Origin of the sequence: Kitasatospora brasiliensis (assembly GCF_032654805.1) — a bacterium.
Lineage (GTDB): Bacteria > Actinomycetota > Actinomycetes > Streptomycetales > Streptomycetaceae > Kitasatospora > Kitasatospora brasiliensis.
Genome location: NZ_JAUOOW010000007.1, coordinates 519,203 through 533,319 on the forward strand (window position 1 = coordinate 519,203; position 14,117 = coordinate 533,319).

Annotated in this window: 15 protein-coding genes; 13 read left to right on the forward strand and 2 right to left on the reverse strand. The window is 73.8% G+C overall.

Annotated elements, in window-relative coordinates; all coding sequences use genetic code 11:
• Positions 1-13 precede the first annotated feature (13 nt).
• Positions 14-898: a LysR family transcriptional regulator gene (locus QWJ13_RS28155; RefSeq protein ID WP_316527953.1), complete on the forward strand. Its 885-nt coding sequence runs from the start codon at positions 14-16 to the stop codon at positions 896-898.
• Between the two features lie 74 nt (positions 899-972).
• Complete coding sequence (locus QWJ13_RS28160) at positions 973-1,101, forward strand: hypothetical protein (protein ID WP_316527954.1); 129 nt, start codon at positions 973-975, stop codon at positions 1,099-1,101.
• Positions 1,102-1,285: 184 nt separating this feature from the next.
• On the opposite strand, the gene QWJ13_RS28165 is transcribed toward QWJ13_RS28160, so the two are convergent.
• Both QWJ13_RS28165 and QWJ13_RS28170 read right to left on the reverse strand, forming a co-directional pair.
• A complete protein-coding gene (locus QWJ13_RS28165) occupies positions 1,286-1,885 on the reverse strand; it encodes a GNAT family N-acetyltransferase (protein WP_316527955.1) in 600 nt (199 codons plus the stop codon).
• A gap of 363 nt (positions 1,886-2,248) precedes the next feature.
• The gene (locus tag QWJ13_RS28170) at positions 2,249-2,860 is read right to left on the reverse strand and encodes a TetR/AcrR family transcriptional regulator (RefSeq protein ID WP_316527957.1); all 612 of its coding nucleotides are present in this window, start codon (positions 2,858-2,860) and stop codon (positions 2,249-2,251) included.
• A 239-nt stretch (positions 2,861-3,099) separates the two neighbouring features.
• On the opposite strand from QWJ13_RS28170, the gene QWJ13_RS28175 reads away from it, so the two are divergent.
• From QWJ13_RS28175 to QWJ13_RS28225, 11 genes are all read left to right on the forward strand, one after another.
• Entirely contained in the window at positions 3,100-4,347 is a 1,248-nt protein-coding gene (locus QWJ13_RS28175; RefSeq protein ID WP_316527958.1) for a sedoheptulose 7-phosphate cyclase, read from the forward strand.
• Positions 4,344-5,438: a 3-oxoacyl-ACP synthase III family protein gene (locus tag QWJ13_RS28180; protein ID WP_316527959.1), complete on the forward strand. Its 1,095-nt coding sequence runs from the start codon at positions 4,344-4,346 to the stop codon at positions 5,436-5,438. Before QWJ13_RS28175 ends, QWJ13_RS28180 begins: the two co-directional genes overlap by 4 nt.
• The gene (locus QWJ13_RS28185) at positions 5,435-6,649 is read left to right on the forward strand and encodes an MFS transporter (RefSeq protein WP_316527960.1); all 1,215 of its coding nucleotides are present in this window, start codon (positions 5,435-5,437) and stop codon (positions 6,647-6,649) included. Before QWJ13_RS28180 ends, QWJ13_RS28185 begins: the two co-directional genes overlap by 4 nt.
• The gene (locus QWJ13_RS28190; protein WP_316527961.1) at positions 6,649-7,641 is read left to right on the forward strand and encodes a zinc-dependent alcohol dehydrogenase; all 993 of its coding nucleotides are present in this window, start codon (positions 6,649-6,651) and stop codon (positions 7,639-7,641) included. Before QWJ13_RS28185 ends, QWJ13_RS28190 begins: the two co-directional genes overlap by 1 nt.
• Positions 7,634-8,449: an SDR family oxidoreductase gene (locus QWJ13_RS28195; protein WP_316527962.1), complete on the forward strand. Its 816-nt coding sequence runs from the start codon at positions 7,634-7,636 to the stop codon at positions 8,447-8,449. The genes QWJ13_RS28190 and QWJ13_RS28195 overlap by 8 nt, the downstream gene beginning before the upstream one ends.
• Positions 8,446-9,345 carry an NADP-dependent oxidoreductase gene (locus QWJ13_RS28200; protein WP_316527963.1) on the forward strand — a complete coding sequence of 300 codons (900 nt, stop codon included), beginning with the start codon at positions 8,446-8,448 and terminating at the stop codon, positions 9,343-9,345. Before QWJ13_RS28195 ends, QWJ13_RS28200 begins: the two co-directional genes overlap by 4 nt.
• A gap of 58 nt (positions 9,346-9,403) precedes the next feature.
• A complete protein-coding gene (locus QWJ13_RS28205) occupies positions 9,404-10,258 on the forward strand; it encodes a VOC family protein (RefSeq protein ID WP_316527965.1) in 855 nt (284 codons plus the stop codon).
• Positions 10,255-11,112: a TIGR03619 family F420-dependent LLM class oxidoreductase gene (locus tag QWJ13_RS28210; protein WP_316527967.1), complete on the forward strand. Its 858-nt coding sequence runs from the start codon at positions 10,255-10,257 to the stop codon at positions 11,110-11,112. Before QWJ13_RS28205 ends, QWJ13_RS28210 begins: the two co-directional genes overlap by 4 nt.
• A complete protein-coding gene (locus QWJ13_RS28215) occupies positions 11,109-11,804 on the forward strand; it encodes an HAD-IA family hydrolase (protein WP_316527968.1) in 696 nt (231 codons plus the stop codon). The genes QWJ13_RS28210 and QWJ13_RS28215 overlap by 4 nt, the downstream gene beginning before the upstream one ends.
• On the forward strand, positions 11,801-12,808 hold the full coding sequence (locus tag QWJ13_RS28220; protein WP_316527970.1) for an ROK family protein: 1,008 nt from the start codon (positions 11,801-11,803) through the stop codon (positions 12,806-12,808). The genes QWJ13_RS28215 and QWJ13_RS28220 overlap by 4 nt, the downstream gene beginning before the upstream one ends.
• A 105-nt stretch (positions 12,809-12,913) precedes the next feature.
• Entirely contained in the window at positions 12,914-14,038 is a 1,125-nt protein-coding gene (locus tag QWJ13_RS28225) for an alcohol dehydrogenase catalytic domain-containing protein (protein ID WP_316527971.1), read from the forward strand.
• The last annotated feature ends 79 nt before the right edge of the window (positions 14,039-14,117 follow it).

The window sequence follows — 14,117 nt, forward strand, 5'->3', positions numbered from 1 at the left end:
ATAACCTGATGGCATGGATGTGGACACTCGCCTGCTTCGGTACTTCGCCGCGGTGGCGGCGGAGGGCAGCCTGACCGGGGCGGCGCAGAAGCTGTTCGTCTCGCAGCCCGCGCTGACCAAGCAGATCCGGCGCTTGGAAGACGATCTCGGGGTACGGCTCTTCGTGCGTTCGCGGTCCGGGATGGCGCTGACCGAGGCCGGCCGGGAGCTCGCGTCGCGAGTGCCCGCGCTGCTGGACAGCTGGGACGAGGCGGTCCGGGCGGCCGGCCGGGCGGCCCGGGTGCTGCGCCTGGGCTTCCTGGACGCGGGCGCCTTGGGTGCCGTCCCCGAGGTCATCGCCGAGTTCCGCCAGGCGCAGCCGCAGTGGCGGGTGGAACTGCGCCAGTTCGACTGGTCGGACCCGAGCGCCGGCCTGGCCAGGGGCGAGGTGGACGCGGCGGTGGTGCGTCTGCCGTTTCCCGGGCAGGAGCGGCTGAACGTGCGGGAGTTGTTCGCTGAGGAGCGCGGGGTGCTGCTGCCGGCCCGGCATCCTCTGGCGAACAGCGAGATGGTGGAGTTCCGGGAGATGTGGGACGAACCGTTCGTTGCGGCCGGAGCCGAGACCGGAGCCTGGAGGGAGCACTGGCTGGCAGTGGACGAGCGGGAAGGACACCCCGTCCGGGTCGGTGCTGTCACCAGTCGGCCCGACGAATGGCTCGGAGCGGTGGCCGGCGGCTGCGTGGCACTGGCCCCGGCGTCGGCAGCCCGCTTCTACGCGCACCCGGACGTGGTGTTCCACCCCGTCCGCGGGGTCTCACCCAGCCGAGTGGGGCTGGCCCGGCCTCGGGGGCGAACGCGCGAGGCGGCACTGGACGAACTCCTGGAGGCCATCGCGCGGCGGTTGAGCCGGAACTGCTGACGGGGGGTCCTCCCGGATGCCGAGGCTGCCGACGGACGGCAAGCTGCTGAGTTGCCCGCATCCCGTCGGCCGCCTTGCACCAACTCGCCGACGAATGGGACCCCGAGGCCCATGTGCAGGACCTGCTGCGCCGCGCCGTCCGCGTTGCAGACGCTCCCGCCCCGCCCCAGGCCACCCGGCTCGGCAAGCTCCTGCGGGACTGATGCACCCAGCACCAGCAGCGCTTCCGTCCCGCCTGGCTGCCCGTCGCCCGCCCGGCCGCCCACCAGGCCAACACCGTCCGCACCGCCGTCCCCCTGCGCCACCCGCGCCCCTGACCGAGTCCACCGCCCCGCGCGGCGCGAGACGGTGGACGGTGGACGGTTCAGCGGGTTCCACGGCCCGCGCTCAGCGCGGGTCCCGGCGCATGCACCAGGTGTGGGGGCCGCCCTCGAGCGGGACCTCGGCGCTGACCTCGAAGCCAAGACGCTGGTAGAACGCGACGTTGGACTCGGTGGAGGTCTCCAGGAACGCCGGGTACCCCGCCCGGGCGGCCGCCTCGATACCGGGGGCCAGCACCGCGGCGCCGAGGCCCCGCCCCTGGGCTTCGGGGGCGACGCCGACCGTGTTGAGGAACCACACCGGCTCCTGCGGCCGGTGGGGCTCGACGACCTCCTCGGCGGCCTCGAAGGCGGCCGCGCGGTCCCCCGCGAGCTCGCCGAACAGCGGGCCGAGCTCGGCGAAGGCGGGCGAGGGGTCCTGCTCGGGGGTGGTCCAGGCGGCGACGGCGAGGCCCCCGTCGGCAACCCACGTACGTCCGTACACCATGCCTATGCGGGTCAGGCACAGCTCCTGGAAACGCCGGATCCGATCCTCGTGGCGGTCGGCGGCGAGCACGTACCGGGTGAAGGGATAGTCGGCGAAGGCCCGGGTGAGGGTGTCGACCGCGGTGTGAACATCAGCCTCGGCGATCGGGCGGACGGCGATGAGGTCCTGACGCTGCGTCATGCTCTCTCTCCAAGCGGTTGGGTCGGTCGACAGATCCCGGCGCCGCCATGGTGTCGGTACGGCCGTAGGCAGCGAAGGGGCGGTGAGGTCCTTACGCTAACAGTCCTTACCGATGGCCCGGTACGGCTGGTTCCGGATCCCGCGCCCGGTATCCCGTACCGCGGTATCCCACATGGCAGCCGTCGCGCGAGCGCGGCAGCGGTGAGGCCGACCCCGATCAGCAAGGAGCCGCTCAGGCCGCCACCACGGACGGCGATCGCGGGGCGGGTGAGGCCCTCGCGCGGGGAGGGGCACCGGAGCGGATCCGTCGATCCGGTCCGGGGCCCCTCCCCGTTCGCGCCTCCCGGGGCGGGAGGCGCCGACTCAGGTCTCGCCCAGCAGGACCCGCACGGAGTCCCACGCCATCCCCGCGACCGTCCGCAGCGTGGCGACCGTCGCGCCGTCCCTCGCCCGGTGGGACATGCCCTGGACGATCGCCCCGAGGAACTCGGCGACCGCGCGCGCGTCAAGGCCGGCCGGCAGGATGCCCGCCTCGACGTCGGCCCCGATGCGGGCCTCCAGCCGGTCGATGTTGGCGTTGCGCAGCTCGCGCAGGCGGTCGGCGACCTGCTGGCTGGTGTCGGAGACCCGGATGGCGGAGCTGATGATCAGACAGCCGCCGGGACAGTCGACGTGGGCGTAGGCGTCGGCCGCCTCGTACAGCAGGCGGCGGATCAGGACGGAGGCGCGCTCCTCCTCGTCGAAGACGCGCTGCATGAAGCCGCCCCAGCCGCTGTTGTAGTGCTCGACGACGGCGAGGAACAGGCCCTCCTTGCTGCCGAAGGCGGCGTAGAGGCTGGGGGCGCCGATCCCCATCTCCCGGGTGAGGGTGGACACCGATGTGCCGTCGTACCCGTGCCGCCAGAAGACGAACATGGCTTTTTCCAGGATGTCTTCGAGATCGAACTTGCGGCCCTGGCCGCGTACGCCTGCCATCGATGCTCCCATGTCGTCGGTGGCGCGCTCCGGTCGCAGGCGCGCGCCGAAGGACGGCTTCACACCAGTGAAACACGATATTCATGTAGTGAGCGCTACACGAATGCTAGTATCGCCACGCCGATGACACGAACCGTCGTGCCCACAAGGCATGACGTTCCGTCATATCACCAGGGCAGCGCGGCGGACACCTGACCGTCGGCCGCGTCGCGCCACTCCCCGACCATCGAGGACCGCACATGCATGCCACCGCTCTTTTCACCGAGGGCCTCACCCGTCACCGTTCCACCACCCCGTCGTGGACGGTGGAGGCGATCAAACAGGTCCGGTACCACATCGTCGAGGCCGCCGGATTATTCGAGCCCGACAGCACCCTGCTGCTCTCCGGCTGCGCCGACGCCCCGTTACGGTCCGGTGACCGCCGGCTCGTCGTGATCGACTCCGCCGTCCAGGAGCTCCACGGGGAACGGATCGCGCACTACTTCGACCACCACGGCATCGCCGCCACCCTCCTGCCCGTCCGCGCGGACGAGAGCGTCAAGCGCTGGAGCGCGGTCACGGACGTGGTGGACGCGATGAACGACTTCGGCATCGACCGCCGGCGCGAGCCGGTGATCGCGATCGGCGGCGGCGTCCTGCTCGACGTCGTCGGACTCGCCGCCAGCCTCTACCGGCGCGGCACCCCCTACGTACGGATACCCACCACGCTGGTGGGCCTGGTCGACGCCGGGGTCGGCGTGAAGACCGGCGTCAACTACGGACACGGCAAGAACCGGCTCGGCACCTACGCGCCGCCGGTCGCGACCTTCGTGGACCGCTCCTTCCTGGGCACCCTCGACGCCCGCCACCTCTCCAACGGCCTGGCCGAGATCCTCAAGATGGCGCTGATCAAGTCGGCCGAACTCTTCGAGCTCCTGGAGGACTTCGGGCCCCAGCTGATCGAGGACCGCTTCCAGGGCAGCACCCCGACCCTGGAGACCGCGGCCCGCCAGGTGATCTCCGAGGCGATCCACCTGATGCTGGAGGAACTGCAGCCCAACCTGTGGGAGCAGACCCTGGAGCGGTGCGTCGACTACGGACACACCTTCAGCCCCACGGTCGAGATGGAGGCGCTGCCGGAGCTGCTGCACGGCGAGGCGGTCGCCATCGACATGGCGCTCACCACCGTGATGGGGCGGTTGCGCGGTGATGTCACCAAGTACCAGGCCGAGCGCGTCCTGACCCTGATGGAGCAGCTCCGACTGCCGCTGTGGACCGAGGTCCTGGCCCGCCCCGGCATCCTGGACGGCGCCCTCGCCGACACCGTGCGCCACCGCGACGGACAGCAGCGACTGCCCCTGCCGGTCGGCATCGGGCACCACCGCTTCGTCAACGACGTCACCCCCGAGGAACTGCGCATCGCGCTCAAGGAGCTCGACACCGCGCGGCGGGACGGCGCCGGACGCCGGGCGACCGCCGGACTCGTCGGGGCCGGTGAGGCCGCGTGAAGTGGGACAACCTCTACATCGAGGGCTTCGCCTCCTACCTGCCCGAGGAACGTGAGTCGGCCGCCGAGATGGTGGCGGCGGGACGGTACGACGAGATCGAGTACCAGAAGACCGCGCAGGTGTCGGTCGTGGTGGCCCGCCCCGAACGCGGCGAGACCGCCCCCGAGATGGCGGTGACCGCCGGGCGCGCCGCACTCGCCGACGCCGGCGCCGACCCCGCCGACATCGACCTCCTGGTCCACGCGGTGGTCCTGCACAACGGGCTGGAGGCCTGGAACTGCGGCGCCTACCTGCAGGGCGAGCTCGGCATCACGGACTGCGTCCCGATCGAGATACGGACCGCCTGCGCGGGCGCCGTCGTCGGGATGGAACTCGTCGGCCGCTGGTGCGCGGGCTCCGGCAAGGGCATGGTCACCGCCTCCGACGCGTGGCAGCTGCCGCTCTTCGACCGCTGGTCCTCCGACAGCGGAGTGGTCTACGGCGACGGCGCGGGCGCCCTGGTCCTCGGCCACGACGGCGGCCCCTTCCGGGTGCTCTCCACCTCCGTGGTCAGCGACCCGCTGCTGGAGCGGATGCACCGGGGCGACGACCCGATGACGATGCCGCAGTACGCCTCCGACACCCCGCTGAACCTGCCCCAGCGGGTCTCCGCCTTCGTCGAGGACCGCGGCACCGAGGAGTTCTGGACCCGCAACGCCGCCGCGCTGTCGCGCTGCGCCGAGACCGCGCTCGCCGACGCCGGCGTGAGCCACTCCGACATCGTCCGCTGGCTGGTGCCGAACTTCGGCAAGGTCCTGCTGCGCAAGCAGTGCTTCGTCCCGCTGAAGATCGACGCCGAGCAGACGCTCGCCGACCGCGGCTGGGAGATCGGGCACACCGGCGCCGCCGACCCGGTCATCGGGCTCGACCTGCTGCGCCGCTCCGGCACCCTCGTGCCGGGCGACCGGGTGCTGCTCACCGGCATAGGCGTCGGGTTCACCTGGGGCTGCGCGGTCGTGGAGTACACCGGCGCCCCCGCGCGCGCCACCGACGAGCGCAGCGACGACGCGTCCACCACCGAGAAGAACGACACGACAGGAGGTGCCCGTTGACCGACACCATCGGGACCGAGACCGCCGCACCCGCTCCCACACCGGCGGCGAAGGCCAACGCCGCGGTCTTGTGGATGCTGCTCGCCGTCTTCGGCGTCGGCACGGTCGAGTACCTCGTGGCCGGCGTCCTGCCGGACATCGCGAGCGACGTCAAGGTGTCCGACGCCACCGCCGGCCTCCTGGTGACCGTCTACGCCGTCACCGTGATGATCGGCGGCCCGCTGCTCACCATCGTCACCACCCGGGTGCCGCGCACTCCGCTGATCATCGGCTCCATGGCGGTCTTCGTCGTCGGCACCCTCGGCACCGCGCTGGCGAACAACTTCCCGCTGCTGATCGTCTTCCGGATCATCACCGCGCTGCCGCACGCCACCTTCTTCGCCCTCTGCCTGGTGCTCGCCACCTCGCTGGTGCCGCCGGAGTTCCAGGGCCGGGTGATCGCCCGGGTCTCGCTCGGCCTGAACCTGGCCACCGTGCTCGGCGTGCCGCTCGGCACCCTGATCGGCGGCCAGTTCGGGTGGCGGACCTCCTTCGTGGTGGTCGCGGTGTTCCAGACCCTGGCGACCATCGGGCTGGTGGCCGTCACCCGGCGCGCGCCCGCCCGCCCGGCCGGGTCGATCTCCGCCGAACTCACCGTCTTCACCCGCCCCTCGGTGTGGGCGGCCCTCACCCTGACCGCGCTCGCCCAGGCCGCGCTGTTCGTCGTCTTCACCTACATCGCGCCGTTCCTGCGCGACTACACCGGCTTCTCGGCCGGCCACGTCACCGTGCTGCTGTTCGTCTTCGGCGTCGGCTCGGTGGCCGGCAACCAGCTCGGCGGCCACTTCGCCGACCGCTCCATCGACCGCACCCTGCTCGTCGCGCTCGGCGCGCTCGCCGTCTCGCTCGGCCTGCTCGCGCTCTTCGGCTCCAGCACCTGGTTCACCGCGCCTTGGCTGTTCGTCCTGGGCGCCGCGGGCTTCTCGATCATCCCGCCGCTGGCCTCCAAGCTGATCAGCTCCGCGAGCGAGGCGCCCAACCTCGCGGCCACGGTCAACATCGCGGGCTTCCAGCTCGCCAACGCCGCCGGCGCCTGGATCGGCTCCCTCACCCTGTCGTCCGGCGGATCGCTGGTCTCGCTGCCCATCGTCGGCGCGGCCCTCGCCCTGGCGGCCGTCCTCGCCCTGGCCGTGGGCACCCGCCGCTCCCGGGCCGTCGGCGGGGGGCGATGATGCGCGCCGCCGTCATCGACAAGCCGCACGCCGCGAGCCTGGTGGAGACCGAGCGCCCGGAGGCCGGGCCCGGTGAGGTCCTGATCAGGATCGCCTACGTCGGCCTCTGCGGCAGCGACCTGGAGATCCTCCACGGCACCTCCGCGTACCTCGTCGACGGGCGGGCCGCCTTCCCGCACCGCTTCGGCCACGAATGGGTGGGCACCGTCGAGGAGTTCGGCACCGGGGTCACCGGGCTGCGCCAGGGCGAGGTGGTCACCGGTTCCACCATGATCCCCTGCCAGTCCTGCCGCTCCTGCGCCTCCGGCCGCCGCAACCTCTGCACCGAGCTGCGCGAGGTCGGCCTGTACGGCTGGACCGGCGCCGCCGCCGAGTACCTGGTGATGCCCCGCCACGCCCTGGTCCCCTTCGGCCCGGAGACGGAGCGGCCTCGGCCGGAGCACGTGCTGGTCGAGCCGCTGGTCACCATCCTGGAGGCGGTCGACGCGGCCGACCCCCGGCCCGGCGACCGGATCCTGGTCGTCGGCGCGGGCACCATGGGCAGCCTCGCCGCCGCCGTCCTCGCCCGCTACCCGGTGACCCTCGACATCGCCGAACCCGGCACCGTCGGCCATCTGCCGCCCGGCAGCTACCGCGAGCGGTTCACCCGCACCGACGAGGCCCCCACCGGTTACGACATCGTCGTGGAGTGCTCCGGCGCCCCCGGCACCCTCAACGCCGCGCTGGACCGCCTGCGCCCCGGCGGCCTGTGCCTCCTGGTCGGCGTCCCCGCGCAGACCGAGACCGTGGAACCCGGCCGGATCGCGCTCGACGGCATCCGCATCGTCGGGGTCCGGCACGGCGTCGACCACTACGCCCGCGCCGTCGCACTCGTCGACGAGGTCGGCGCCGGCCTCGTCGACCGGGTGGTGCCGCTCGCCGAGGTCGCCCACGCCTTCGAGGTGCTCCAACTCGGCCGGACCCGGCCCAAGGTGGTGCTGGGCGTTGGCTGACCTCCACACCGTCCTGATCACCGGTGCCAGCAGCGGCATCGGCCGGGCCGCCGCCCGGGCGCTCGCCCGCCCCGGCCACCGGCTGCTCCTCGGCTACGCCAGCGGCGAGGACCGGATCCGCCGGGTCGCCGAGGACCTGCGGCGGACCAGCGGCGCCGAGTGCGTCCCGGTCCGGGCCGACCTGCGCGAGCCGCAGGCCGCCGTCGACAGCTGCCTGGCCGCCATCGAGGAGGCCGGGCGCATCGACTGCCTGGTCAACAACGCCGGCGTCAACGACCGCAGCGCCGCCGACGCCCTGGACCTCAAGCGGGCGGACGAGGTGTTCTCCGTCAACACGCTCGCCCCCATGGCCCTCGCCTCCGCGGTGGGCCACCGCATGATCCGCGACGGCGTCCGCGGCAGCATCGTCAACGTCACCTCCGTCCACGAGAGCGTGCCCATCACCGGCGGCGCGCTGTACTGCGCCAGCAAGGCCGCCCTGGGCATGATCACCAAGGTGCTCGCCCTGGAGTTCGGCCCGTACGGCATCAGGGTCAACTCCGTGGCCCCCGGTGAGACCGCCACCGCCATGAACGGCGTCCTGGACGAGGACACCTACCGGGAGATCTCCCGGCCGGACATCCCGCTGGGCCGCCCGGGCGGGGCCGAGGAGATCGCCTCGCTCATCGCCTACCTCGCCGGCCCGGGCTCCGGCTACGTCACCGGCGCCTCGGTCGTCGCCGACGGCGGACTCGTCCTGACCGCGGCGGAGGCCAACGCGCGCCACGCCTTCACCACCGTTCCTCCGAAGGAGAACCCGCCGGCATGAAAGCCGTCACCTTCCACCACACCGGCAACCCGGACGTCCTGACCCTCGACGAGGTGCCCGAGCTGCCCGTGGGCCCGCAGGACATCCGCGTCGCCGTCACCGCGGCCGCCGTGAACCCGGTCGACCTCAAGACCCGCTCCGGCTTCCTCACCATGAACCTGACCTACCCGGCCGTCCCCGGCTGGGACGTCTCCGGCGTCGTCACCGAGATCGGCGCCGACGTCACCCGGTTCACCGTGGGCCAGCCCGTCGTGGGCATGGTCGCCCAGCCCGCCCACCGCTACGGCACCTACGCCGAACAGGTCGTCGCCGACGCGCGCCTGTTCGCCACCGCCCCCGTCGGGGTGCCGCTGGAGGAGGCCGCCGCGCTCCCGCTCGCCGGACTCACCGCCGTCCAGACCCTGGACAAGCTCACCCTGCCGCCCGGCGCACCCGTGCTCGTCACCGGCGCCGCGGGCGCGGTCGGCCGGATCGCCGTCCAGCTGCTGCTCGCCGACGGGCACCCGGTCGACGCCCTCGCCCGGCCCGGCGACGTCGAAGCCCTGCGGGCCCTCGGCGTCGGCACCGTCCACACCCTGGCGCAGGACCTCCCCGCCGCCACCCACACCGCCGTCGTCGACACCGCGGGCGTGGCCGCCTCGATCCGCGCGGTCGCCGACGGCGGCCAGTTCGTCGCCATCGACGACAACGACCAGCCGGCCCCCGAGCGCGGCATCACCCCCCGCAAGAGCTACGTCAACGAGAACGGCGACCAGCTTCAGGCCCTGAGCGACCTGATCAGCGCCGGCCGGCTCACGGTGCCGACCGGCCCCCGCTACCCGCTCGCCGACGCGGCCCGCGCCCACCAGGACTTCGGCGCGGGCGGCCTGCGCGGCAAGGTCCTGCTCCTGCCGTGACCCACCCGCACCCGCACCCGCACCAGGCACCGGCCCCGCACCACGGAGGAACCCGCGCATGACCACGACCCCGGACACCACTCCGGACACCCGCCCACCGGCCCACCGGATCACGGTGGCGGTGCCCGACGTCGCGCAGGCCACGGCCTTCCTCGCGGACCTGACCGGGCCCTCCACCGCGCGGCGGGACGGCGAGGCCGGCACCGTGTCCTTCTCCGCCGGCACCGAGGTGCGGTTCGTCCCCACCGCGCCGCTCGCCGCCCCCGAAGAGCCGCCCCGACTGGTCGACGTCGGCACCAACCACCTCTGCCTGCGCGTCGGCGACATCGAGGCCGCCGCCGCCCACCTGGAGAAGGTCCCCGGCGTCGATGTCCTCGGTGACATCATCACCATCCCCGAGGGCCCGATCCGTGGGAACCGCTGGATCTACTTCCGCTCCCCGTGGGGCACCCTCTTCGAACTGCAGCAGTGGCCCGAGACCCCCGGCTACGCCGACATCACCACCGAGCGGCTCCACCACGGCCAGCGGCCGGCCGACGACGCGGTCCTGCCCACCCTGCTCGGCCTGGACCACACCGGGTACAGCGTCCGGAGCCTGGACGCCGCCATCGACCACCTGATCACCCACCACCGGGCCCGGGTCGTCCTGTCCACCGAGATCGCCGCCGAACGGGCCTTCATGCGGCGCCAGTTCGACCTCGACGTCGAGGGCATCTCGGCGATGGCCATGCTCGTCGTCGACGACGCCGTCAACCTCGAACTCTTCGAACACGGCATCCCGGACCAGCAACCGCCGCGCTCCCTCGACCGGGTCGGCGGCAACCTGCTCGAACTCCACGCCGCACCGCACCCCGCGGCCACCGCCCACCACGCGCCCTTCGGGCTCACCCTCCCCCGGCCGGTGACCGGGTGAAATTCGGCATCAACCTGCCCAACTTCGGTCACCAGATGACCCCCGAGGGCATGCTCACCTGGACCCGCGAGGCCGAACGGCTGGGCTTCGACACCGTCCTGGTCTCCGACCACCTCGCCCTCACCGACGACGCCCACCGGCGCTCGCCCGCGCCGTTCTACGAAAGCCTCGCCACCCTGTCCTGGCTGGCCGGGCAGACCGAGACGGTCCGGCTCGGCGCGGGCGTCCTGATCGCCTCGCACCGCCACCCGATCGCGCTCGCCCGGGCCACCGCCACCATCGACCAGCTCAGCGGCGGCCGCCTCGTCGTGGGCTTCGGCGTCGGCTGGGCCCCGCGCGCCTTCGAGGTCCTGGGCGTGGACTTCCACCGGCGCGGCGCCCTCACCGACCAGGTCCTGGACGTCCTGGTCGAGGCCTGGACCTCCGACGTCATCACCCACCGGGGCCATCGGGTGCACACCGCGCCCCGGCCCCTGCAGGACCCCCACCCCCCGCTGTGGATCGGCGGCAACGGACCGCGGGCCCTGGAGCGCGTCAACCGGATCGGCACCGCCTGGCACCCGCTCCACCCCAGCCGGCAGCTGTGCCTCCAGGCCACCAAGGCCCTCGCGGAGGGCAAGCAGTTCGCGCCGAGGATCTTCTTCCTCCCCACCACCGCCCCCGTCGCCACGGAGTCCCGGCCCCTCGGCTACGGCACGCCCGACCAGATCCGGGCCGACATCGCCCTGCTCCGCGACAGCGGCGCGGACCACGTGATCCTCGACACCGACCCCGGCGACCAGCGTCTGCGCCGGGGCTGGGAGCAGGACCTCGACCTGATCCGGCTCGCCGCAGACATCCTGGAGATCGGATGACCACCCCCCTGGCCGTGACGGCCCGCGCCCTGCTCTTCGACATGGACGGCACCCTGGTCGACTCCGCCGCGTCCATCGACCGCGTCTGGCGGGAATTCGCCGCCCGCCACGGCCTCGCCCCCGAGACCGTGCTCGCCGCGCTGCCCGGCCGCACCGCGCGGGACATCGTCGCCGGCTGCCTCCCCGAGGCCGACGGCGACACCGTCGCCGCCGAGGTCGCCCGGATCCGGGAACGCGAGGAGGCCGCCACCGACGCCGTCGCCGAGATCCCGGGCGCCCGCCGGCTGCTCACCTCCCTGCCCGCCGACGCCTGGGCCGTCGTCACCTCGGCCTCCCGCACCATGACCGAGCGCCGCCTCGCCGCCGCCGGCCTGCCCCTGCCCGAGGTCGCCGTCTGCGCCGGCGACGTACAAGCCGGCAAGCCCGACCCCGAGGGCTTCCGCACCGCCGCCCGCCTCCTCGGCGTGGACATCGCCGACTGCCTCCTCTTCGAGGACTCCGCCCCCGGTCTGCTCGCCGCCCGCCGCTCCGGTGGCACCGCCGTCGCCGTCGCCGCGCCGGCCGAGGAGGCGGCGCCGTACCGCGTCGACGACCTGACCGCCGTCAGCGCGCACCCGGGGGACGGCCGGATCCGGGTGGAGATCCAGCCGTCCCGGACCCACGCCGAACCGGCCGAGGAGATACGGCGGTGAGCACACGGGCGGTGACGGAGGAGCCCGGCCCGCGGGTGCGCGCCGAGGTCGCCGTCGACCTCGGCGGCACCTGGCTGCGCATCCGGACCGGGTCCGGGCGGACCGTACGGCTCCCCGCGCCCAGCGTCCTCAACCGGCCCGGGGAGGATCCGGCCGCGCTCCTCGACCTGCTGGTCGAGACGCTGGCCGACACGGTGCCGGCGGACGCCCGGGTGGCGATGTCCTGCGGTGCCGCGATGGACGAGGAGCACGGCGTGCTGCACGGCTCGGGCCCGCTCTGGGGCGGTGGCCCCGAGCGGCCCGTACCGCTGCGCGCCCTCCTCGCCGCCCGCCGCCCGGACGTCAGCTGGCACCTGTACAACGACGTCACCGCGGCGCTGGCGAGCTTCGTGGAACGCTTCGCCGAGCCTCACCACCGCCGGGTCGTGTACGTCACGGTCAGCAGCGGCATCGCCCTGCGCACCGCCGACCTCACCGAACGCTCCGTCCCGGTCGACGCCCACGGCCTGCAGGGCGAGGTCGGCCACCTCCCGGCCGTCTCCACCGCCCCCGACGCCGTCCGCTCGCTGACCTGCCCCTGCGGCGGGACGGGCCACGTGGCCGCGGTGGCCGCCGGCCCCGCGCTGCCGCACGTCGCGGCCGCCCTCGGCATGGAACGTCCGGAGGCGGTCCGCAACGCCCTCCCCGGCCTGCTGCGCTCCGGGGACCCGGCCGCCCACCGCCTGCTGGCCACCGTCGTGGAACCCGTCGCCGAGATCGTGCGCACCGTGCGCTGCCTCGATCCCCGCACCGACCTCATCGGCATCGGCGGCGGCTACGCGGAAGGCCTCGGCGAGCCGTACCGCGCCGAGCTGGTCCGCCAGGTCAGCGAGGTGCGCAGCTACGCCGACCGCGACCCCGGGCGGGCCGGCCGCGGCCTGCGGCTCTGCCGCCCCGGCGAGGTCGACCCCCTGGCGGGCGCCCTCGCCCTGTCCCGCGGCGCACTGACCGTCACCAAGATCTGACGGTCACCAAGCACTGACATCACCAGGCCCTGACAGCACCGGGCGCTCACCGTCACCGAGCTCTGACAGCGGCCGCTTCGACCCACACCCTCCCGGAAGGACCTCATGCCGGCCACGGCCACCCACCGCGCGATCGTCCGCCACGGCACCACCTGCCGCATCGAGGAGGTGCCCACCCCGGCCCCGGGCGCGGGCGAGCTCCTGCTCGCACCCGAGCACGTGAGCCTCTGCGGCACCGACATCCAGATCCTGCGCGGCGACCGCGACGACCCCTCGCCCGTCGTGGGGCACGAAGGCGCCGCCCGGGTGGTCGCCGTCGGGCCGGGCGCCGACGGCTTCGCCCCGGGTGACCGGGTGGTCGTCAACCCGACCCACCCCGGCGACCCCTCGTTCCTCCTCGGACACAACGTGCCGGGCCTGTTCCAGCAGCGCGTCCTCATCGGCGCCTCGGCCGTCCACGGCGGCCTGGTCTCCCACCTGCCCGAAGACCTCCCCGCGGCCCGCGCCACCCTGGTCGAGCCGTACGCCGTCGTCCGCTACGCCCTCTCCTGCCTGGCCACGTCGGCGCCCGACACCCTGGTCGTCCACGGTGACGGCCTGACCGGCAACCTCGCCGCGCTCCTCGCGCCCCGCTTCCTCTTCCCGACGGTCCGGGTCGTGGTGGTCCACCGCAGCGAGGCCGGCCTCCGGTGGACCCGGGAGCACGTCCCGCACGCGGTGGGCGTCCTCGACACCGACCCGCTCGACCGGTACGCCACCGGCTCCGTCGCGCTCCTCGTCACCACCCACCGCGGCGGGACCGTCCGCGCCGTCGAGACCGCCCTCGGCTCCCTCGGCGAACGCCTGGTCGCCGTCCACCCCCTGGGCGGTGTCCCCCCGCGCGCCAGTACGCCCCTGCTGCCCGGGGTCGACCTCGACGGCGTCCGCCGCGCCAACACCGGCGGCTCCTGGCCCCCGGCCACCACCACCTTCACCCGTCCGGGCCTGAGCCTCACCCTGAGCGGCAACCGCGGCGTCACCAGCCCCCAGCTCGTCGCCGCCGCCGAGGCCCTGCGGACCGACGGCACCGCCGACCCGCTGCTCACCCACGTGATGGAGCTGGAACCCGGGGTGCGCCACCTCAACCGGATCATCGGCGACCGCACCCGCACCGTCGACGGCGAACTCGTCGTCCGCCTGGTCATCGACCTGGGCAACGGCGCCTCCCACCAGGACGCTGCCCGGCCGTAACCTCCCGGCGGGGTGCCGTACGGTTGCCGGTCGTCGCGCCCCTGAGCGGCGAACCGGCAGCCGTACGGCGCCCAGGAGG

Coding starts and splice junctions, on each gene's coding strand:
- QWJ13_RS28155 (WP_316527953.1), top strand. CDS start 14: ATGGATGTGGACACTCGCCTGCTTCGGTACTTCGCCGCGGTGGCGGCG.
- QWJ13_RS28165 (WP_316527955.1), bottom strand. CDS start 1,885: ATGACGCAGCGTCAGGACCTCATCGCCGTCCGCCCGATCGCCGAGGCT.
- QWJ13_RS28170 (WP_316527957.1), bottom strand. CDS start 2,860: ATGGCAGGCGTACGCGGCCAGGGCCGCAAGTTCGATCTCGAAGACATC.
- QWJ13_RS28175 (WP_316527958.1), top strand. CDS start 3,100: ATGCATGCCACCGCTCTTTTCACCGAGGGCCTCACCCGTCACCGTTCC.
- QWJ13_RS28190 (WP_316527961.1), top strand. CDS start 6,649: ATGCGCGCCGCCGTCATCGACAAGCCGCACGCCGCGAGCCTGGTGGAG.
- QWJ13_RS28200 (WP_316527963.1), top strand. CDS start 8,446: ATGAAAGCCGTCACCTTCCACCACACCGGCAACCCGGACGTCCTGACC.
- QWJ13_RS28205 (WP_316527965.1), top strand. CDS start 9,404: ATGACCACGACCCCGGACACCACTCCGGACACCCGCCCACCGGCCCAC.
- QWJ13_RS28215 (WP_316527968.1), top strand. CDS start 11,109: ATGACCACCCCCCTGGCCGTGACGGCCCGCGCCCTGCTCTTCGACATG.
- QWJ13_RS28225 (WP_316527971.1), top strand. CDS start 12,914: ATGCCGGCCACGGCCACCCACCGCGCGATCGTCCGCCACGGCACCACC.